This is a genomic window from Paenibacillus paeoniae (genome assembly GCF_003388735.1).
Classification (GTDB): Bacteria; Bacillota; Bacilli; order Paenibacillales; family Paenibacillaceae; genus Pristimantibacillus; species Pristimantibacillus paeoniae.
In genome coordinates, this window is record NZ_QUBQ01000006.1 from 55,933 (window position 1) to 76,601 (window position 20,669).

14 protein-coding genes and 1 pseudogene are annotated in these 20,669 nt (G+C 48.2%); 3 read left to right on the top strand and 12 right to left on the bottom strand.

The genetic code is table 11. The features are described 5' to 3' along the window. Positions 1-24 precede the first annotated feature (24 nt). Together DX130_RS22295 and DX130_RS22300 are read left to right on the top strand one after the other, a co-directional pair. On the top strand, positions 25-1,161 hold the full coding sequence (locus DX130_RS22295; protein ID WP_116049156.1) for a response regulator: 1,137 nt from the start codon (positions 25-27) through the stop codon (positions 1,159-1,161). A 215-nt stretch (positions 1,162-1,376) separates the two neighbouring features. Next, on the top strand, positions 1,377-5,693 hold the full coding sequence (locus tag DX130_RS22300) for an LPXTG cell wall anchor domain-containing protein (RefSeq protein WP_116049157.1): 4,317 nt from the start codon (positions 1,377-1,379) through the stop codon (positions 5,691-5,693). A gap of 99 nt (positions 5,694-5,792) precedes the next feature. On the opposite strand, the gene DX130_RS22305 is transcribed toward DX130_RS22300, so the two are convergent. The 10 genes from DX130_RS22305 to DX130_RS27285 all read right to left on the bottom strand — a co-directional run bounded on the left by DX130_RS22305 (position 5,793) and on the right by DX130_RS27285 (position 16,274). Then, positions 5,793-6,308: a DUF3558 domain-containing protein gene (locus tag DX130_RS22305; RefSeq protein ID WP_116049159.1), complete on the bottom strand. Its 516-nt coding sequence runs from the start codon at positions 6,306-6,308 to the stop codon at positions 5,793-5,795. Beyond that, positions 6,301-8,052: a sensor histidine kinase gene (locus DX130_RS22310; RefSeq protein ID WP_116049160.1), complete on the bottom strand. Its 1,752-nt coding sequence runs from the start codon at positions 8,050-8,052 to the stop codon at positions 6,301-6,303. The genes DX130_RS22305 and DX130_RS22310 overlap by 8 nt, the downstream gene beginning before the upstream one ends. Next, entirely contained in the window at positions 8,049-8,729 is a 681-nt protein-coding gene (locus DX130_RS22315; RefSeq protein ID WP_116049162.1) for a response regulator transcription factor, read from the bottom strand. Before DX130_RS22315 ends, DX130_RS22310 begins: the two co-directional genes overlap by 4 nt. A 271-nt stretch (positions 8,730-9,000) precedes the next feature. Continuing rightward, positions 9,001-9,765, bottom strand: a complete 765-nt coding sequence (locus tag DX130_RS22320) for an NUDIX hydrolase (protein ID WP_116049163.1) — start codon at positions 9,763-9,765, stop codon at positions 9,001-9,003. A 31-nt stretch (positions 9,766-9,796) separates the two neighbouring features. Beyond that, positions 9,797-11,284: a nicotinate phosphoribosyltransferase gene (locus tag DX130_RS22325; RefSeq protein ID WP_116049165.1), complete on the bottom strand. Its 1,488-nt coding sequence runs from the start codon at positions 11,282-11,284 to the stop codon at positions 9,797-9,799. Continuing rightward, entirely contained in the window at positions 11,281-12,096 is an 816-nt protein-coding gene (locus tag DX130_RS22330; protein ID WP_116049166.1) for a ribose-phosphate diphosphokinase, read from the bottom strand. The genes DX130_RS22325 and DX130_RS22330 overlap by 4 nt, the downstream gene beginning before the upstream one ends. 409 nt (positions 12,097-12,505) lie before the next feature. Then, on the bottom strand, positions 12,506-14,119 hold the full coding sequence (locus tag DX130_RS22335; RefSeq protein WP_116049168.1) for a glycosyl hydrolase family 18 protein: 1,614 nt from the start codon (positions 14,117-14,119) through the stop codon (positions 12,506-12,508). 209 nt (positions 14,120-14,328) lie between these two features. Beyond that, a complete protein-coding gene (locus DX130_RS22340) occupies positions 14,329-15,207 on the bottom strand; it encodes a phosphotransferase family protein (RefSeq protein ID WP_116049169.1) in 879 nt (292 codons plus the stop codon). 35 nt (positions 15,208-15,242) lie between these two features. Further along, positions 15,243-15,860, bottom strand: a complete 618-nt coding sequence (locus DX130_RS22345) for a histidine phosphatase family protein (RefSeq protein ID WP_116049171.1) — start codon at positions 15,858-15,860, stop codon at positions 15,243-15,245. Between the two features lie 279 nt (positions 15,861-16,139). After that, positions 16,140-16,274: a hypothetical protein gene (locus DX130_RS27285; protein WP_276310909.1), complete on the bottom strand. Its 135-nt coding sequence runs from the start codon at positions 16,272-16,274 to the stop codon at positions 16,140-16,142. 69 nt (positions 16,275-16,343) lie between these two features. On the opposite strand from DX130_RS27285, the pseudogene tkt reads away from it, so the two are divergent. Then, a pseudogene (tkt, locus tag DX130_RS22350) lies at positions 16,344-18,014 on the top strand (transketolase); the annotation flags it as partial. A gap of 104 nt (positions 18,015-18,118) precedes the next feature. Here the strand turns inward: tkt and DX130_RS22355 are convergent. Both DX130_RS22355 and DX130_RS27110 read right to left on the bottom strand, forming a co-directional pair. Beyond that, complete coding sequence (locus DX130_RS22355) at positions 18,119-18,535, bottom strand: GNAT family N-acetyltransferase (RefSeq protein ID WP_165861415.1); 417 nt, start codon at positions 18,533-18,535, stop codon at positions 18,119-18,121. A 109-nt stretch (positions 18,536-18,644) separates the two neighbouring features. Beyond that, on the bottom strand, positions 18,645-20,516 hold the full coding sequence (locus tag DX130_RS27110; protein ID WP_116049175.1) for a flagellin: 1,872 nt from the start codon (positions 20,514-20,516) through the stop codon (positions 18,645-18,647). Positions 20,517-20,669 lie beyond the last annotated feature (153 nt).

Genomic DNA, 20,669 nt, shown 5'->3' on the forward strand with positions numbered 1-20,669 from the left:
CATTACAGAAAAGGCGGTGACGAAATGAGAGCCCTATTGGTAGACGATGAGCGTCTGGCGCTGCAACGCATGGAATGGCTCATCAAACAACATGTCGGCGACGAACTAGTGTGGTCGGGGGCCTTCCTTGACCCCCATGAGGCGCTGGAAGCTGCGCAACGGGAGCAGCCGGATATCGCTTTCCTCGATATTGAGCTTCCCGAAATGAACGGCTTCGAATTGGCCGAGCAGCTATTGCTCATTCGTCCTAAAATCCGCATCGTATTCGTAACAGCCTATCAGGATTACGCCATCAAAGCCTTCGATGTTAATGCACTTGATTATTTGTTGAAACCTGTAGCCGCCAACCGACTGTCCCTCACGCTGCAGCGTGCCAGGGAAGCGATCGTTCAATCGGATATCATGGAGACGGAGCCCTTCGTCCTATGTTGTTTCTCCTCGCTCTATTACAGAGACGACGCCGGACATGCCCGTTCCTTCACCTGGAAGACGCTGAAGGCAGAGGAATTGTTCGCTTACCTGATCCATCGTCGTGAGCAGACGATTAATAAACAAGAGCTGCTTGACCTGCTATGGCCGGATTACGATGCCAAAAAAGCAACAGCCCAGCTTCATACTGCCATCTACCAGATACGCAAAGTGATCGAAACAGCCAATCTGAATATACAGATCTTTTATAAAGACGGCGGCTACCGGCTGGCTCTAGCAACACTTATGGTAGATACAGAGCTGTGGGAGTCCCATGTCCGCGAGCTGCCTCCTTTGACCGCCGACACGCTTGAGCTGCACCTCGGCGTATGTATGGAATACGACGGCGACTATCTGGCGGATCACCGCTACAACTGGGCCGAATGGGAGCGCGATCGCATTCGACTAGTGTGGTTAAAACAAGCAAGGCCGATTGCTGACTGGTATTTCAAAAACAGCCAATATGACGATGCCGCCGGCATCTACCAGCATATGCTGGATAGAGCCCCCGATATGGAAGACGGTTACTTCGGCTTAATGAAAACCAACGCAGTGCTTAACTATTCAAGCGAAGTGATGAAGCTGTATCATACGATTGCGAATCGATTGCAAGAGGCGTTCAGCATTGCGCCAAGTAAAGAGTTAACAGACTGGTACGCTGAATGGAAGCAGCGCACCACGTCCGCTAATTGACTGCCATAGAAAACGATTATCATCAGTCGAGCCTTGCTCCGTGCCCCTGCCCTTCATAGGGTCTGGGGGCTTTTTCCGCTTACGGCTATATTCAGAAAATATTTAGTGCAGTGCGTTATATTGGAAGATGTTCTGACAACCTTCGACTATCATCGTCAGACCATCCAGAAATGAGTGTCGAACAATAGATTATTTTGGAGGTGTATTATACAAGCATGAAGTTAAGAAGTAAGGCATTGAAGTGTATGGCGGCAGCCATCCTGCTGTTCCAGATCATACTCCCTACATCCTTCGCTGAGGGCGATCCGACCGTTGTGGAACCTGCAGATGAAATCGTAGAGGCGGTAGAACCGGCAGAGGAAGCGGCTCCTGAGAGCGATGCCGCATTGTTTGCGGCGGCAGCTGCCAGCGAAATTGCGGGCAATCTGATTACCGCTATCGAGATAAGAGATGTGAACGATAATCTGATTGAGACGGTCAGACCTAATCAGAACGAGCGTGTAGAGGTTAAGTTCTTCTGGACACTGCCAGACCAACACGGATATGGGGCAGGATCGACTTATACGTTCAAACTACCAAACAACTTCAGGACTGACCGATTGTTGACCGGGGACCTGACAGGCGACATCGGTACGTATGTGGTAACCCCGGAGGGAGAAGTTACCTTTACGTTCAATAAAGAGATTGAAGACAATCAGGAGCTTGACGGCGACTTCATCGTATGGAGAGAATTTGATGCCGGCAAGTTCTCGGGCGGGACCAAGCAAGAAATCGACTTTGATTTTGCGGGCATTACGATTCCCGTACACTTCAAGAGCGGCAACAGCAGCGAGATCGACAAGACGGGTACGGCCAATAAAGGCAAGAACCCGAACCGGATCGACTGGGCTGTAGACTTCAACAAAGGCGAGAAAGGGATCAAAAACGCAGTATTCAAGGACAAGCTGCCGACCGGGCTTGCACTGGATGCCGGTTCAGTGAAGGTCTATCCGCTTGAAGTCCAACTGAACGGCTCTACTCAAAAGGGCACTCAATTGACTGTAGTAGACGATTATCAGTTCACGCCGGTTGCAGACGGATTCGAGCTGTCGATAGGCGACATCACAGGCGCGTATCGTGTGGAATACACGACAGACATTACAGGCACAGCCAATACGACTTATACGAACTTGGCGACTGTAAGCGGCACCGACTTGACCACCCCGCTGTCCAAGTCGGCTAACGTACCGGTAAGCTACAGCGAGCCGATCGAGAAGCTGGCTAATTACAACAAGAATACGCAATCGGTGCAATGGACGGTTCGATACAATTATAACGAACAACCTATCGCGCTGGCGGATGCTTGGGTCAAAGATACTTTCGACACGGCCAACCATGAGCTGGTCGCTAATTCCTTCTCTGTATACGAAATGACGATTGCCGATAACGGCAGCGCATCCCGTAAGGGAGCAGCGCTGACATATAATACCGATTATACGGTAACACCGGCTGGCGACGGCTTTACGCTTGCATTCGCAAGCGGCATTGATTCAGCCTATGAGATCATTTACTCCACCAAATCGATCAATCGTATTTATGCAGAGAGCATCTCTATGACCAATACAGCAGCGATGATCGGCGGCAAATCGGATACGGAATCCGTTACGTTTTCGCAAGCGATCTTCTCCAAGTCCGTAAGATCGGTCGATTACGCTAATAAGACGATCGAATGGCAACTGACGCTGAATGAAGACAAGCAGACCATGGAATCCGTTGTCATCACAGACGAATTCGCCAATCAGGGATTGACGTACCTTGAGAACAGCATTGGGATCACCGGACTGACAAAGGTAACGGACTACAACGTCACTCCTGATCCGTCGGTTAATGAAGGAATCGTTATTAATTTTACAAATACGATCACAAACACACACGTTATTACGTACAAAACGGAATTTGATCCAACCTACTACACGCCTGCACAAATCAAAACGATCAACTACCACAATGAAGCTACGCTAGCGTGGGAAGAGGCTGGCATCGCACAGACGAAAATCGTGAAAACCGCCAGCGTAACCCCAGACAGCTATACGAAAGACAATGGCGACAAGCGGGGCGAATACGATGCTCGCACGAAGGAAATCACGTGGACGATCGACATCAACTACAACCAGCATACAATTGCTGAGGCCGTGTTGCGCGATTTCTACACGGGAGAGCAGACACTTGTACCTGGCTCTATTACCGTAAAGAATCTCAATTTGACAAGCGGTAATAACGGCGTAAGCGAGGGCAGCACTCTTTCGCTGAATACGGATTATACGTTTGTGCCTAAGAAAGAGGGCACAAAGGACGGCTTCGAGTTGACTTTCACCGAGCAAATCGATTCGGCCTATCGCATTACGTATAAGACAAGCCTGCAAAACCATCCGGTAACCGTTCAATACGTTAATGATGCGAAATTGGTCGATTCAGGCACTCCTGCGAAATTGTTGTTCCATGAATCAGCGACCATCACACCGCTGCATGGCGATGAATACATCGTGAAGAACGGCAGACAGGGAACCGGAGCAGATCAAGACTTCGCATTCTGGACGATATCGATTGACCGCAGCCAATCCTATATGGAAGCTGGAGCTAAACTGACCGATACATTGTCGGCGAATCAGGTGCTTGTCGCTGATTCCTTCAAGCTGTATACGACAACGGTCGATAAGCAAGGCAACCTGACGAAGGGAGCGCTTGCTCCCGCAGCGGATTACAAGCTGGAGGTTACAGGAAATTCGTTCACCCTGACCTTTAATAAAGCATTCGAAGTTGCCTACGTACTGGAGTACACATCCTTCATTAACGCAGGCCATGGAGATACGATCAGCAACAGTGCTTCATTCGCCGGACAATCCTCCGAATCGATTGACGAGCAGAAAAACAGCTCATTCCAAGCCAGCTTCTCCGGGGCTGGAGGCGGCGCTTCGGCGTCAAAGGGCAATCTGCGAATCGAGAAGGTTGACGCAGCGGATTCCAGCATTAAGCTCGAAGGAGCAAGATTCGGACTGTATGACGCCAGCGGAACCAATCTCCTAAAGGTGTTGGAAACGGATAGCGACGGAATAGCCGAATTCGAGAATTTCAGATACAGAGATTACGTACTGAAAGAATTGGCTGCCCCATCGGGCTACCTGCTTTCAGCCGTGTATAAAGATGGAGAGAAAGTAACCGTGGATGCGGCTGTGAAAGATATTCAGATTACCAACCAAAAAGGAATCTGGGATCTGGAACTGCTTAAAGTAGATAAAGACGACGCGTCCAAAAAGCTTAAAGATGCTGTATTCAAGCTTCAGTACAAGAACGGTGCATCCTTCGAGGATGTGGACGGCATGGATGAGCTGACAACGGACAGCCAGGGCAAAATCTATCTGGCAGACTTGCCGCATGGCAAGTATCAATTGATTGAAACGCAAGCGCCTCGCGGTTACAAGCTTGACGCAACGCCGATTCCATTCACGATCTATGCTCATCAGGCTACTGCTACTCAGGTAACGGTGGAGAATGAAATCAATCGCGGCGACGTTGAACTGACTAAGATCGATGGATACGACAATAAACCGCTTGAGGGAGCGACATTCGATCTGGTAACAGAAGACGGAGTATCAGTGAGAACGGGTTTAATCACCGATACAGACGGCAAAATTAAAGTGGAGGATATTCCGGCAGGCATCTACCACTTCATCGAGAAAGCGGCTCCGACAGGCTATGATCTTCCAAGCGATCCGCTGGAATTCGAGCTTGTGGATGAGCCTTTGCTGGAAGTCACCTTTGCCAACAAAATGACAGACGGCTCGGTAAAGGTCATTTCGATCGTTGAGCGCAGACCGGATCGGCCGCTCAAGGATGCCGAGTTTGTCGTACTTGACGAAGACAAGAATCCAGTCAAAGACGAAAATGGCGAGGATCTGATTGTCAAAACGGATGAAGACGGCATTGTAAAAGTGCCTAATCTGCGTCCTGGCCATTATTATATCAAGCAAATTAAATCACCTCGCAGCTATGGCATCGTGAAGGATATGATTCCTTTCGAAGTGGTTGGCGGCGAGGAGGAAGAAGTAGTAGCTGAATACAATTACCGTTGGCCAGCTCCTGACGAAGAGGAGCCCGTGAAGAAACCGGAAGATACAGATAACTCCGGATCTAATGGCACGGATGGCTCTAACGGTAATGGCAACGGCAATGGCTCTACGACGAATCCAGGTTCTACGGACGGGCCTGATGGTGGTCCAACAGACGGAACGGAGCCTGGCCATAATGACGGATCAGGCAACGGAGCAGTCGGCAATGAGGACGACGGCAATTCCGCTGGAAGCGGCAATGGTCAAATTGCCGGTGAAAATGACGGAGATAAAGGCGTAAAAGGAGTCAACGTGCTCCCGAAAACGGGTGAAGAGAGCACACTGCCTTTCACGCTATCCGGCATGGCACTTGTTCTGCTAGGTGCCGCTACACTTCTCTATCGTAAAAAACGTAATGTAAGCCAAGCTCAATCGTACGATCATTAAACAGGAAGAAGACCTTGCAGCATATCTCCGGTATACCGGTCGTATGCGCAAGGTCTTCTATTTTCTATACAGTTTCGGTCTAATTCAGAGACCTGTGCGTTACTTCAGAGTAATGTCCTTCTTCCACGTCAGTTCCTTGCCTAACTCATTGGCGAATGTAAAGATGACTTCGCCTTGCTCGTCCTTCATGGAATCCGGATAGATAAAGCCGGAGAACTGTCCGTTCCCGCTTATATAAAAGCCATCTTCGCCATTCCCGCCATGCTCGGCTGCTTCCACTACAGAGTTTTTAATACGATTATTCTCCGATTTCCATTCCATTGCAATCAATTGATAACCCTCCGGAACTTTGTTGACAACGAAATCAAAGCTATTCCCTTCGGTCGGTTTAGGCGTCTGATCAATGATCATCAATATTTCCTGATCCTTGTCCTCATCCGAATGTTTATCCGGACCTGTATCTTTGCCCGGTTGGTTCGGCTGCGCTGTGGCGCTTCCGGACGGTGTGCTCGATGGACTTGCAGTCGGATCATTCGTTGCTGCTCCACATGCGCTCAGCACCAGCGTCATTGCGGCCAGCGTAGTAATCAGATAAATGGTCATTTTTTTATTCATCGTTGTTCCCTCTGCTTTCAAATAATGTGAAATAAAACGCAACGCCATGGGAAGTATTCCTAACGCCATACTCGCTTCCATGCAGGTCTAAAATATGCTTCACAATCGCCAGGCCCAGTCCCGTCCCGCCAGACTTGCGATCCCTCGATCGCTCTACCCGGTAGAAATGGTCCCATATCCGATCCATATCTTCCTCGCCGATAGGCGAACCTTCATTTTCGATCGTCACGCGAAGCTGACCGTCAAGCTGCCGTTCCAACGTGATGTTGATCGTGCTATGAGTTGAAGCGTGACGAATCGCATTGCTTAATAAGTTCAAGACGACTTGCTCGAGCTTGGCCTGATCTGCCCGTACAAGATAATCTCCCTCTCCTTGAAGGTGCAGCTTATACGTGAGCCCTTTGCTCTCCATCTGATGCGAAAAGGAATCAAGCGCATTATGCACCATAAGTAGGAAAGAACAGCTTCTTATGTTCAGGCGTACAGCCTTGAGCTCAAATTTGGACAATTCCAGCATGTCGCCAATCAGCGAATTCATACGGTCTGTCTCGCTTGCGATTAGGGTAAGGTAGCGGTCTCGCTTATTTTCCGCTACGCCATCTTGCAGTCCTTCAGCAAAACCTTTGACATTGCTGAGCGGTGTCTTCAGCTCATGAGATATATTCGCGATCAGCTCTTTGCGAAGCTGCTCTGTCCGATCCTTCTCTAGCATATCCTCATACAGCTTGGCATTCGCAGCGGTCAATTCCTTGAGGGCAACATCCAGGTTGGTGGACATCGCAATCATATTCCGAGACAGGTCTCCGAACTCATCCTTCGACCTGATATTCGGCTGCTCGGAGAAATCCAATCTCGCCAGCCGCTTCGCCGAACGGCTAAGCTGAACCAATGGACGAGAGATCATTCGGGAGTACACCAGTGACAGAATAAGAACAAGCAGAACAATAATCGGCGCCGCAAAGGCGGAGTATTGCTTCAGAATACCGACCGCTTCTCCGACTGGTTGTAGCGAAGTCATCACCATCACATAGCGTTCGCTGCCCGGCAAGCTTTGCATCAGAATCACATAATGAATCCCGCTCCACTTATCCACCCATTCCGTCTTAAGCGTCCCCGTCATTCTCAGGTTTGACAGATACGATTCATGCAATCCGCTCCACTCTCTCAGCACATCATCGATCAAGGCATCCTGATAAAAAGGATTATACGATCGCTGCTCGGGCAACAGAAACTCGGTAATGATCCCGCTGACTCTCACCAAGCCCACTTCAGGTGCAGCACCCTCCGGCTGAAGGGTATAAGGCTGCATCACCGTATCCTGCTGATCCATGAAAATGCCGTCGACGGTTAACCGGTCTCCATTTTTCAGTCCCTGCGGAATACTCTCACGGGTTAAGCCTTCCCTTGGAATGACAATGGTTAACTTCCGTTCGTCCTCGGTGCGCATCTCTAAAAAATAGGGATTCAGATTTAATCGCTCCAGCCGGTCGTTCAGTATGGAGAAACTAGCATTCTGATCGTTCATAAAGGTGCCGAGCAGCTTGGACAGCTCTCTGCCTTTGGGCTGCTCTTCCGTATAACGATCTGCAAATTGCTCTATGCTTTGCTCCAGCTTGTGCATTTTGGTAGAGCGATAAAATTTCTCGAAGAACAATCCCTCTGCCAACATAACGACCAAAAACACGACTAAGATCAATACCGAAGTGACAACGAATAATTTAAAGGCAACACTGCGGTTTCTCATCCCTCTACCTCGAACTTATAGCCCGATCGGACGACCGTGCTGACATAGCGGCTTGCTGGGCCTAGCTTGGCTCTCAGCTTTTTGACATGAGTATCGACTGTCCGCAAGTCGCCCATATAATCGTAGCCCCATACCGCGTTCAGAATGTAATCGCGGGACAGCACCTTGCCAGCATGCTTCATCAGAAAAAGCAGGAGCTCATATTCCTTCGGAGCCAGGGTCACAGGCTCACCCTCTATGGTGACCGTTCGTGACTTTCGATTCACGGCTATCCCTCCGAAGATCAGCGTATCTCCGTCACGGCCGACGGTTCCTTCCGTCCTTTTCATCAAGGCAGTCGCACGAGCCACCAAGACGCGCGGGCTTAGCGGCTTCATGACATATTCATCAGCACCCAACTCGAAGCCGAGCAATTGATCGTCATCATCTGTTCTGGCTGTCATAATCATAATTGGCACGTCTGACTGCTCACGGATTCTCCTGCATACGCTCCAGCCATCCATCTCCGGCATCATAATATCCAGCACGATAAGATCAACGGTATGGGTCTCGAACAGTTCCATGGCCACCCTGCCATTCTCCGCCTCCAGCACGTCCCACTGTTCTTTTTTGAAATAATCGGTAATAAATTCACGCATGAGCGCATCATCTTCAACCAGCAATATTATTCGTTTCATACCCGGACTCCACATCTAACCTTTTTCTATTTCTATATACTCATTGTTGCCCTATTGAAACCTTGATATAAACTTCGCTTCGGATTTCGGCGCTACATCACGATTCTGCACCTCCGCTTCCCTAAGACGTACTATAACGAAGTTCTGTGTACAACGTGTGTCCTAGGACGGCAAATAAAAAAATACTCTCGAATGAGAGTATAGAAGCAAGGACGGCTGCGATCAGTCAGCCGTCTACATTGGATATTCGAAAGCACGATGCCATGTTCACTTAGCCATAAATCGACAGTTCCGGTGTGTAATCTGTGAACCGGTACAGCTGTGCCGGACGCTGAGAATACTGATTGGACATGAGCAACTGACCTTTCGAGTCTCGCATCTCCTCAATAATCCCCTTTCGGCTTTGCGTCGACGTAATTTTGCGAATAAAGTTGCGCTCCTGGAAGGACGGCACTACAGCCTGTATGACCTGATACAGCTCGCTCATCGTGAATCGCTCCGGCAAAAACTCCTTGGCAATAGTGGACGTCATCATACGCAGCCGAATCTTGTCCAGCGCATCAGATATAATGTCGCGATGGTCAAAGGCAAGCTCCATCGACAAAGCTTCCTCCACCGGTATTAACCGGACATCCGCCGCCTCATCTGACGTTCTCCTGCTCGCGACATACGTCTCCTGCACCAGCGCAAAAAACGCATGGGAAATCATCCAGCCGCGAGGATCACGTCCCGGCGAACTATACACATTGAATTGTTCCAGATGTAAGCCGGATACCCCTGTCTCCTCCATTAGCTCACGCTGCGCACATTGCTGAACAGTCTCGGTCTCCAGCGTAAAACCTCCGGGCAACGCCCATTTCCCTTCATACGGCCATTTCTTTCGCTTGATCAGCATGACCTCCAGCGAACGGATCGGCAGAGACTTCTTGATCCCTGCCTTCTGGGTCGATGTAATCGTAAAGACAACGATATCGGTCGGCGCTCCGTCAGGCGTGCGGTATTGCTCGGGCGAATACGGAATAGATTGTTCGTTCATGGCTTAATCTCCTGCTATATATAAATTTGAATTACAATTTCGCTAGCAACCGGGCACGAATATCGCTTAACGTATGCTCACGAACCAGCTTTCCGTCTACAAACACATCCTCCAGCAAATCCTTCCCTTCAAACTGATTATACTCGTCCATGCTAAGATTATCGACGAAAGTCATGATTCCGTCCTGCTCGACGACCTTAACTAGACCGGTTTGCGATTTCTTCATTTTGTTCGTGTCGGTTGCCGGGTCTTTATAGATTTTGCGCTCTTCGCCATCCACCACAGTAAACGTCGACTTCAGCGCAAATCCGAACGTATCTCGTGTATTGTATTGGTACGTAAACGAACCGATGCCGTACACCATGTTCGTCGAGGCAAAACCCTTCTCTGCCAGCTTCTCGCAAATTTCCCGGCAGCGGTCAAGGGTAATCGCATCGCCGTATATGGCACCGATGTGGCTATCCAGCTGCTTGTAGCCGCGTTCGGTAATCGTTCCGCCAAAGATGTCCCACAGAATCTCAATGACGCCCTTGCGCGCAAAGGGATGGTCCGAATCCGGATCGCCGCATAGAATGAGGACGGGATCGCCGCTGTCCGGACGAATAACTACCTTGCCGTCCCGGCTCATTATATCTTCTTTAAGCCCACGAATGACGACATCCAGCACACTCCATAAATCCCATGTATCCGATACAATCGATACGAATCCGCTTGGGTATACTTCCTTGATCAGGTAACGGTACGAAGCCATCTCATCACGGCCATGAGCGCACATGACGCTATGTTCTGTAGCCGGGATCGACGTGCCGATCAGCTCCTTCTCCATATTAGCACCATAGTGGTCTTCGAGGTACAGAATAGCGGGAATCGTATCCGTACCTGTAAACGAGAGGAGATGTCCTGCTCCGCTGCTCTTCGCCGCTTCCAGCGAGCTCATGCCTCTCATCGAGAAGTCATGTCCCTGGAAGGGTACGCCAGCAGCATCTCCGTTCGTACGCAGTGCATAGTCTTGAAGGATTTGACGGTACTCAAAAGCAATGGTAGCGCTGTTGGCTGGCAGCCATAGCTGACACGACATTAAAGTCTCCAAGTAATTCGTCAGCCAGAAAAATTCCGGCTTCGTATTCTCTATCGTCAGCATGGGCACTTTGATAGGTACCAAGCTGCCTTCCTTAATCGCTTTGATTCGGATGGGCAAATAACCCAGTTCATGAAGCTCAGCAATATGATCAGCATCAGGATCAGCAATGCCTAGCGTAAACTGAATGATCCGCTTGTATTCACGCACAACCTCATCCTGTGGCCGGTTAAAAAAGTGTCGGTTGAAGTAATCGATCAAATAGTCCCGGATGAAAGCCTGGAAACCGAAGGCTACAACATGTTCGATACCGGTTAAGCGGCTAGTTCTCGCCGTCCATGTCGAATAGACAAGCTCCGTGCCTCTCGGATATTGATTCTTATGGCTGACTTTATAGAAATCGCAGAGCAATGTGGCAGGGTATACGTAGGTGTCATTCATTTGTACATACCTCCGATTGGGAACATTTTTATTTTGTCGGTGCTAGCTTGGCTCAGGATGGTATCTGTCGTGTATACTCGGTCAATTAGACCGGACGACAAGAGCTTGCCTTCATAGATCGAATCTTCACAGTGACTGACTAATAAATAAACTTCCGAGGCGCCTAGCTCGCGCAGCCGTTCTGCACTCAATAGAAACGTACCGCCGTAGGAACATAAATCATCTACAATAATAGCTCTGAACCCTTTATTCTCAACCGTTCCGACAACATCCAACTGCTCAATATGCCCCGTCTCGAAATTTCTTTTCTTAAATCCGATCAGTTGTCTATAACCGCCCAGCTTGCCATATCGCTTCTGTGCTCCCGCATCCGGAAAGAACAGATAGTCTTCCTCCATTCGGAATCCCGTCTCTTCCAGTACCTGCTGGAGCAAATCACCGGTAGGATAAACAGCCTCACTGCGATGGATAAGCGCTGTGGAGACATCCGAATGCGGCTCTACAATGGTGACGCGCTCAAAGTTCATAGCATTAATCATATGAGCAGTATATTTCAAAGTAAAAACGGAGCTTCCTTCCACACGATCCATCCGGCTGTATGGCATGTAGCTGATCATTAGCGATGCCGTGTGGCGGTGATCATCCAGAAAACTCTTCACGAACAGCAGCTTCAGCAAATCGCCATCGGTCTCGTATTTCAAGCTGATCCGATTCTGAGACTCCGCAAGCTTCAATATTTGCTCTCCATCCACTCGTGTTTCCCCGTTCGGATAAGTCATGAACGTCAGCTGTTGTCCATTTAATGCAATCATGTGATCACGCTCCTGCCGTTAGTTTTAACTCCGACTAATAACTTCGTATTGATATTATCATAATGACAATATTAGAAATTGTCAATAGGTTTTTATCATCTTGGCGCCTAAGTTTCTAATCATTGCAAACAAGTCACCACAGAGGAACAACATAGATTGCATGGCTAAATGCGCAAATTGCGCAAGACCTATCCCTCGTATCGCTGTTGTATCCAGATTCCTTGAATAGTATCAAAGGGGGGAATCCGGACACAAAGGCGAACGCTGACGCTTCTCCAGGATAGGTCTTACTCTGTTTGTCTCAGCCATGAACATACGAAAGCGTAAAACTTTGGGGACAATTCCGACCTTGTCGAAAAGATGTCCTGACCATCTAAAAATGATTAAATAAACCGCTCCTTCAGCCTACTCAGCGAGCTTGCTCGCCTACCAGCTTCCAGTCTGATGCCGTATAATGGCCCATGTGCCATAGGGAAACGCCCTTCAGACCATAGAACTTGGCCAGCCATACTTTTTTGGCAATGCTTTGCGTGTCTTCATAGTAGATCAAATGAGTGCTCCCGTCATCTACAAAAGTCGTTTGATTCAAGAAATGCGGCATCATCCACTGGCTCTTCACACCTGGCATCGCCAGACGCTTCTCTACAGCCTCAATCGACGGCTTAAGCACCGAAGAAGTTACACCATCCGTTGTAATCCACTGATTAGCTTGCTTCGAAATACCCAGCACCAGCTTTTCCTTCGGAATCGATTGCAGTGCAGTCTGTACCGTATCATTCACGAGCTGCAGCGGTGCTGAAGGAAGCTTGCTGGCACTATACGTGAAATCATAGGCCATCAGAATAACCGAATCAGCGAGCTTTCCGATTGCAGCCAAGTCATACCCTTTGTAATAATGAATCGGTGGTACAGCAACGGACAAGGTGTAAGACGAGCCCAACTGCTTCTTCACATTCTGCAGAAATGCAACGAAATCCGCAGCGCTGCCCGCTTCCTTCAATCCTTCAAAGTCAATGCTCACACCGGTAAACGAATAAGCGGGATTATGGAGCGTCGCTAACAGAGATTCAATAAAAGCCGTCTGTGCCGGCTTGTCCTTCAGAAATTCCTTCAAGTTAACATCATTGTAAAATACCATTAATTCCTTGCCAAGCCCCGCCTGGTCGGCCTTGTTCAATACTTCTTCATACCCGTTCGGAATACGGTACTCCGTTGTTCCGGTATTAAGCTTGGCAGCAGCTCCCGAGCCGCCATACTCCATATGCGACCAGCCTAAGATAACATCAGAAAGCTTATTCATATGCTGCACGGCTGGATACGATAGGATCGCATAATAGCCCGTAAAATCGGTCTTTTGACCAGATATGCGCTTGTCGATCAAGCGATAAATCACCGCAGCAGCTTGCTTGCGGATTAGCGGCTCCCCAGGCTTAAAGCCCGCAGCGTCGCCCTCCATCATGCCGCGATATGCTGCATAATAGACATAGGGCTGCATGGCTTCGCTTATCGCATCGCGATCCTTAAAGCCGCGAGTATCCCGCTCCTTCTTCCATTCCGTAGATAACCACTTCTCGCGCACCTCCTGCTTCTCGGCATCCAGCAGAGACCGGCCAACCAGCATCGCCACTTCTTGTCGGGTAATCGTCTGTGCTGGCAGGAATGCTCCCTTCTGATCCAGCAGTCCGCCGAGCCACTCGCGCTCAAGCGCTGCCGAGATGTATGGTGCAGACCAACGATCCTTCGTTACATCCGCCGGCAGCTTGTCCTTAGGAGCAGTCATCTCCAGTTGACTGGCCATGACCAGCAGTTTTATAAATGCTTCTCTGGAAAGATCCACATTCGGACGATAGGTCCGATCATCATAACCATTAATAATGCCCAGCGCCGATAAGGTGTAGATCGGCTCCCTGGAATAATCGTGTTCCTCATCCTTAAACGGCAGCAGCTGAACATTGTATGCGAATACGCTGTTAGCCCATAACAGCACAAGCGCTATCGTCCATAACGTTGTTTTTCTGAACATATAATCCGGCTCCTCCTCTATCATTCTGAAATCTATCGAACCTATTCACTGTCATGTAATAGACGCACATTCGTGACAAGTAGTTACAAGGTTGGAAAAATGAATAGGTTGTAAGACTTAGAATAAGCAAGGGCACAACACTGTGAAGTGCTGCGCCCTTGTTTGTTGTGAATGGATATAACGGAGCTAGGTATCATAATTGGAGGGCCTCAGCTTCTGTGAAACCCAAACCCCTTCATTATGGCATGACTGGCCAATAGCCTGTTTAGATGCTCTAACACTTCAGGCTTGGCCAATACATGACCGTTGCGATGCAATAACACCCATCGGAGGATACCTATCGCTTCATAGATATCGAGCTCCTGCTGCGGTACTTCATGCGCCGCCACCCTAACGTAAGCTGTTCGAAAATAATTGGCGTGCTGCTCCGAAAGGTAGAGCCGAAGTAAAAAATAGGACCAGGCAAAGTCATACCTGGGATCTCCCAGTTGACCGTTCGTCCAATCTATTACTGTAAAGCGTTCCCCGTCTTCCACAATATTTTCTGGGTGAAAGTCACCGTGAATGATTCGGTCCTGCTTCATTTGCACCTTTGAAAGGATGGATTGCAGTGCTGCAGCGATATCGGGATGTGAGTCCAAGCCTTGAAAATGGTAGCCGACGAAATCATATTGAGGCATATTCAGCGTTTCTATATCGCTTGGATTTAACTGATGCAGCTCTGCCAGAATACCGGCAATAGCCTGCATCTTCTCTGGTTTCAACGGGTCAACAGATACACCATCATAAGTGGTGAGCAGCGCATAGGTTCCGTCCGGCATCACTCCCCAACCGAGCGGTCGTGATACAGATATTCCACGTTTGAACAATACGCTAAGCAGCCGGTATTGGAACGAAACATCATGCCTGGAGTGCTTATTCCATATCTTAAAAACAAAACTTCCGCAAGCATCAGAATGGAGCCTGACGACCTCAGCTTCAAAGCCTTGTTTCATCGGAAACGTCATCAAGGCATCTCCTAGCCTAAGCAAGGCCTCCGCCCTCTCCTCTCTTTCCACCCAATCTACTAATTCAATCCGTACTGTCATTTCAAAATCATCCTTTCGAACATGACCCTGAATGATTATTCTTTGTAGTGGGACGTATCCCCATATAGTTCAATAGTAAATCGATCGCCTTCACAGACTACCTTGCATAGCGCTGTTGAGTGCAGAATCGGAGGCGTCCACAGATCGGCAAGCTCCCGGCCTTCGAAAAAGGTCATGATTGTTTTGAGTGCAGCGGCATGCGTCACAATCAGAATGTTCTTCCCCGTATGACGGGAGATGATATCCTGAACCTTAGGGAGCACCCGTTGCTGCAAATCATGATAGGTCTCCCCTCCATTCGTCGGCTCATACAAATGCGGATTGTTCCAAAAGTCATAATGCTTATCTGGAGAATGGCTTTCAATATCGCTGTTCCTCTGCCCTTCCCAACTGCCCATACTTATTTCTCTCAAATCATCCTCCGGCACAATATCGATTGCTCGATCATAGCGCAGAATGTCTGCTGTTTTTAGCGTTCGCGGGCTGGAGCTAGCATAGATGATATCGAGATTCACATGCCTTAACGACTCGCTAAGCCAAGCAGCATGGTTGATTCCTTGCTCAGTCAAAGGAGAATCCTGGTGCCCTTGCAGCTTCTGCTCGACATTCCACTCTGTCTGGCCGTGTCTAGTCAAGTACAGTTTTGTTTTCATGGGAGGACCTTCTTTCTCGATCTATTCGTAAATGGTCCTTCTATTGTAGTCGTCGCTGGCCAAAATTTCCAGACGTCGGGATGTTCATTCCAGCGTCCTGTCTATGGTTTAAAGAGCATGCGAAAACGCAGGCCTAAATACCGCGAATCTATCACATTCCTACAGATTCACAATTTATTTAGCCGATTCATATAAAAAAGGCCCGAAAATCTATTATAGATTTTCGAACCTTTTGGAACCAAAGCCGTAATTTTGAACGCGCTATTCAGCTGCTAATAGCTAACCTTTAACCGAACCCGCTGTCAGCCCTTTCACGAAGGACTTATAAGCAAAGAAGCCGATGATAATAGGCACAAGCACAACCATCGTACCGGCGGCTGACATCTTGCCCCAGAAATAACCTTGCTGTGTCATGAACTTACTCATATACACCGGCAATGTGGCGGATTGAGTCGCGGTTGCCGTTACGGCAAAGAAAAACTCACTACCGGCCCTCTTGGTCAAGGAGTCGCTACCGCTGTAGGTCTCGCCATTGCAGAACAGCATCTAGCTGCCGTATACAATCAGCCCGAACTGCCCATTATTGACCACTTTACGTTTGCTATTTGCGGTGACGGGGATTTAATGGAGGGCATCTCTTATGAAGCAGCCTCGCTTGCCGGGCATTTGAAGCTGGGGAAATTAGTTGTGCTGTACGATTCCAATGATATCTCGCTCGATGGCGAGCTTCATATGTCCTTCTCTAAAAATGTGCAGCAACGGTTCGAAGCCCAGGGATGGCAGTATATTCGGGTTGAGGATGGCAATGACGGAGAACAAATTACCGGCGCTCTAGTGCTAGCAAAATCCGATCTCACAAAACCGACCCTTATCGAAATCAAAACAACAATCGGATTTGGCTCGCCGAATAAAGCCGGCAAATCCGCTTCCCATGGCTCTCCTTTGGGTGGCGAAGAAGCAAAGCTGACTAAACAAGCGTTGCAATGGGCTCCTGACACCCCTTTCTATGTTCCGGAGGAAGTCTACGCTCATTTCCACACCAAAGTTGTTGAAACAGGAGCACAGCAAGAAGCCGCATGGCAGAAGTTATGGGAACAATATGCCCTTGCTTATCCGGATCTGGCCAAGCAGCTGCTGAGAGCAATAGAGAATCAACTTACATTAAACTGGGATGAGGTTTTGCCCCACTATCCAGATGGCAGCTCTGCTGCAAGCCGCGCCGTGTCAGAAGAAATCATTAACGTGCTGGCAACCGAATTGCCAGGCATAATCGGCGGTTCGGCTGACCTGGCAAGCTCCAACAAAACGATGATGAAACATACGGAGCCTTTTTTACCCCAATCCTACAGTGGCAAAAATATTTGGTTCGGGGTTAGAGAGTTTGCCATGGGAGCTATACTCAATGGATTAGCGTTGCATGGCGGATTAAAGCCGTATGCCGGCACCTTCTTTGTCTTCTCCGATTACTTGCGCCCGGCTATCCGTCTAGCAGCTCTAATGGGGTTGCCTGTTACTTACGTCTTTACTCACGATAGCATTGCGGTAGGCGAAGACGGACCGACACATGAGCCGATTTAACAATTGGCCTCGTTGAGGGCGATGCCTAATCTATCTATCATCCGTCCAGCCGATGCCAATGAAACTAAAGTGGCCTGGAGATTAGCAGCAGAATCCCAGAACATTCCTACCGCGCTTGTTCTCAGCCGACAAAATCTTCCTACAATGAAAGATACTCATCGGCTTGCTTATGATGGAGTGTCCAAAGGAGCTTATATCATCTCCAAAAGCCAGTCCGCCAGCCCGAGAGCCTTGCTGCTAGCTACTGGTTCTGAAGTTCATCTTGCCCTACAAGTACAACAAGCGCTGGCCGAAGAACAAATCGATACAGCTGTTGTCAGCATGCCGTCATGGGATCGCTTTGAGAAGCAAAGCTTAGCATATAAACAATCAGTGTTATCCCCGTCTGTCCAAACACGGATTGCCATTGAGATGGGTTCATCCCTGGGCTGGGAACGCTATGCAGGCCATGACGGCGACATCATTGCAATTGACCAATTCGGGGCCTCCGCCCCAGGCGAGACGATCATCGAACAGTACGGCTTCAGCGTAGAGCAAATTGTCCAACGTGTGAAAAGACGACTTGAAGTTAGCTAAGGCTATGGACACTCTTTTGACTTGGTTCACATGTAGGTTATAGACAAAAAAGTTGCAAACATGATGTTTGCAACTTTTTTTGTTGACGGCTTTCCTATAACAGCTTAAAGACTTTTCTTTAAATAGTATTTAGTGTGGCCTTCGTTCGGACAATCTTTTATCTCACCGAAGATCTCATACCCTTGCTTCTGATAAAAGTGCGGCGCTTGCCAACTCATCGTCGTTAACTCGCTCACCTTACAACCGCGTAACCGCGCTCTAGATTCTATCTCTTCCAGCAGAGCCGCTCCCAATCCATTCCCTCTGCAGGAAGGATCAACTGCCAGAAGGTGAACATGCAGCATATTCCATACAATACTGCCCGTGATACCGCCGATATACCTATCATTCTCATAAGCTGCAAGCGAGATGCCTTCACGCACATAGGGCGGGACACTATGGTTAGCGAATTCGCTGTGTTGTTCCAGTAATCTCGAAATTTCTTGTTGGTTGTTCTCGTAATTCAATTCAAGTATTTGCAAAATACTCACCCCTTAGGCCAGTATAATAGCATATTTAGGTTGTTCGTCAAGCTGCAAGTCATTGTGTACTAAAAAAGACCCTCCTATTCAGAAGGTCTTCATAACAACATTATTTGAACAACTGCAAAATAGCCTGCGGATTTGAATTCGCGTGGGACAACATAGCCTGGGCCGATTGGTTCAGAATATTCATCTTCGTCAGCTCCATCATTTCTTTGGCCATGTCCGTATCGCGTATTCTGGATTCAGCCGCCATTAAATTTTCGGTATAATTATCAACCGAATTCATCGTATGTTCAAGACGATTCTGCAACGCGCCATAAATCGATCTAACATTCGTTACCCTTGTTAGTGCACTTTCGGTCTTAGCCAATGAAGTCTCAGGAATAGTCGGCGGTAAAATGCTAAGGTTCGCAATACCTAAGCCGTCCGTTTTCACATTGAATAATGGTATATTAAGAAGCTGGCCTGATTGATCCCCCGTTTGAATATCGACTTTGGGAGGAACATAGTCAATGTCCTTAATATCCGTGGTCACCGTCTCGACAATGGAATGAATGGTTCTGGTATATTCATCTGTAGTTCGGTGAAGCTCTTGTTTGAAATTAAAGTTGTTCAGCGAAAACCCGAACTCCAGTAAGCCCCCGTCATCCAGATCTGCACTTTCCCAAGTCGTAGTAATCACATTGGTGCCGCTATTGTTTGAATCCAGCACCGCGCTTCCTGTCGTCAATGAGCTCGGCTTGGCATAGCTTCCGCCATTCAGAAATGAAAATTCAAAATCGACTAGATCGTTGGACAATTCAAATACCGTTCCTGCATCAGGAATGTCCCCGCTGGCCGCCGTGCTGCCGATCGGCACCCCGTTAGTAGATGAAATGTCGTAGGTAGCGTCGTATACCGGCTGAAAAACCGTACTAAATCTGATTTGTTTGTCATCCACTCCTGACTGATTGCGTACCTTAAACCCCGCTGTAAATGACGTTCCATCTGTCGTCATCGTTTTTTCGATTTCAATGCCGTCCTTGGAATAAAAAACCGAAATAGATCCTGCCGATACGTTCGAGCTGTCTATCGTAAACGTATCCAGCGTATGCGATACACCATCAATTTCAATCACCGCAAATCTATCCTGGAACCCTCCAAAATCAGGGAATTGTCCTGCCCGCGTCGAGTTGACTACAAGTTCCGTTTGGAAATAAATATTGCGAAGTGTATTATGTTTCACGTCCAGCTCTGTAAATCTCGGTTCGTTATTCAATATGCGTTCATAGGTATGCTCAACGGTAGCGGTCGTATCTGTTTGTGTATGTACATTTTTTTCATAATCGTTGAAGCCCGGTCTGCCGTCCGGCGAAACGATCGGCGTTAATCTCGCCTCATGATCATTAGCCATTTCGGTATTCGTTCCCGTTGTCGACGAAACAACAGACAGAGACTGTGTAGGAGTGCCGATAGGCCAAAACCCGTTAAACACTCGCTGATTGGTTACCGTAGTAGGGAACGGGCCTGTCGTCGTAACATCCTCATTCAAGCTTGAACGATCCTCAAGAATTTGATAATCCACTCTCGCGAGCAAATTAGTGGTATTAAAGCCTGTTTGAAGCGCGATGCTGTCTATTGCTTCATTAAGTTGTTTAATTTCCTGCTCCATATTTTGTTTATCCTGGTCGGAATAAGTTCCATTCATGCCTTGAATTATCAATTCTTTTTGCCGATGGATTATCGCAGTAATTTCTTGAAGACCGCCTTCTGCTGTTTGAACAAGTGAATTTCCATCCTGAATATTTCTGCTTGCTTGTTGCAGCCCTCTAATTTGCCCTCTCATCTGCTGAGATATGGCAAGTCCAGCGGCATCGTCTGCCGCCCGATTGATGCGAAGGCCCGATGATAGTTTTTCGTAAGAGGTGCCTGCACTTTTGTTGCTTTTATTTAACCGATTGCTTGTATTTAATGCCGAGATGTTATGCGTTATTTTCATAGACCCCACCCATTAACGTCGCTTTACTACTATATCGGCAAGTAGCATCCTAATATTTAGAAGTAATCACTTCTTTTTTACTACTTTAGTCGCATAATTCAATCATTTGGCATTTCGAATTCCAAAAAAATAGTAGTCTAATAGAACCAGAAA

What these genes read in the sequence shown, in the direction of transcription:
- DX130_RS22295 (WP_116049156.1), top strand. Translation starts at nt 25, where the DNA reads ATGAGAGCCCTATTGGTAGACGATGAGCGTCTGGCGCTGCAACGCATG.
- DX130_RS22300 (WP_116049157.1), top strand. Translation starts at nt 1,377, where the DNA reads ATGAAGTTAAGAAGTAAGGCATTGAAGTGTATGGCGGCAGCCATCCTG.
- DX130_RS22305 (WP_116049159.1), bottom strand. Translation starts at nt 6,308, where the DNA reads ATGAATAAAAAAATGACCATTTATCTGATTACTACGCTGGCCGCAATG.
- DX130_RS22310 (WP_116049160.1), bottom strand. Translation starts at nt 8,052, where the DNA reads ATGAGAAACCGCAGTGTTGCCTTTAAATTATTCGTTGTCACTTCGGTA.
- DX130_RS22315 (WP_116049162.1), bottom strand. Translation starts at nt 8,729, where the DNA reads ATGAAACGAATAATATTGCTGGTTGAAGATGATGCGCTCATGCGTGAA.
- DX130_RS22320 (WP_116049163.1), bottom strand. Translation starts at nt 9,765, where the DNA reads ATGAACGAACAATCTATTCCGTATTCGCCCGAGCAATACCGCACGCCT.
- DX130_RS22325 (WP_116049165.1), bottom strand. Translation starts at nt 11,284, where the DNA reads ATGAATGACACCTACGTATACCCTGCCACATTGCTCTGCGATTTCTAT.
- DX130_RS22330 (WP_116049166.1), bottom strand. Translation starts at nt 12,096, where the DNA reads ATGATTGCATTAAATGGACAACAGCTGACGTTCATGACTTATCCGAAC.
- DX130_RS22335 (WP_116049168.1), bottom strand. Translation starts at nt 14,119, where the DNA reads ATGTTCAGAAAAACAACGTTATGGACGATAGCGCTTGTGCTGTTATGG.
- DX130_RS22340 (WP_116049169.1), bottom strand. Translation starts at nt 15,207, where the DNA reads ATGACAGTACGGATTGAATTAGTAGATTGGGTGGAAAGAGAGGAGAGG.
- DX130_RS22345 (WP_116049171.1), bottom strand. Translation starts at nt 15,860, where the DNA reads ATGAAAACAAAACTGTACTTGACTAGACACGGCCAGACAGAGTGGAAT.
- DX130_RS27285 (WP_276310909.1), bottom strand. Translation starts at nt 16,274, where the DNA reads ATGACACAGCAAGGTTATTTCTGGGGCAAGATGTCAGCCGCCGGTACG.
- DX130_RS27110 (WP_116049175.1), bottom strand. Translation starts at nt 20,516, where the DNA reads ATGAAAATAACGCATAACATCTCGGCATTAAATACAAGCAATCGGTTA.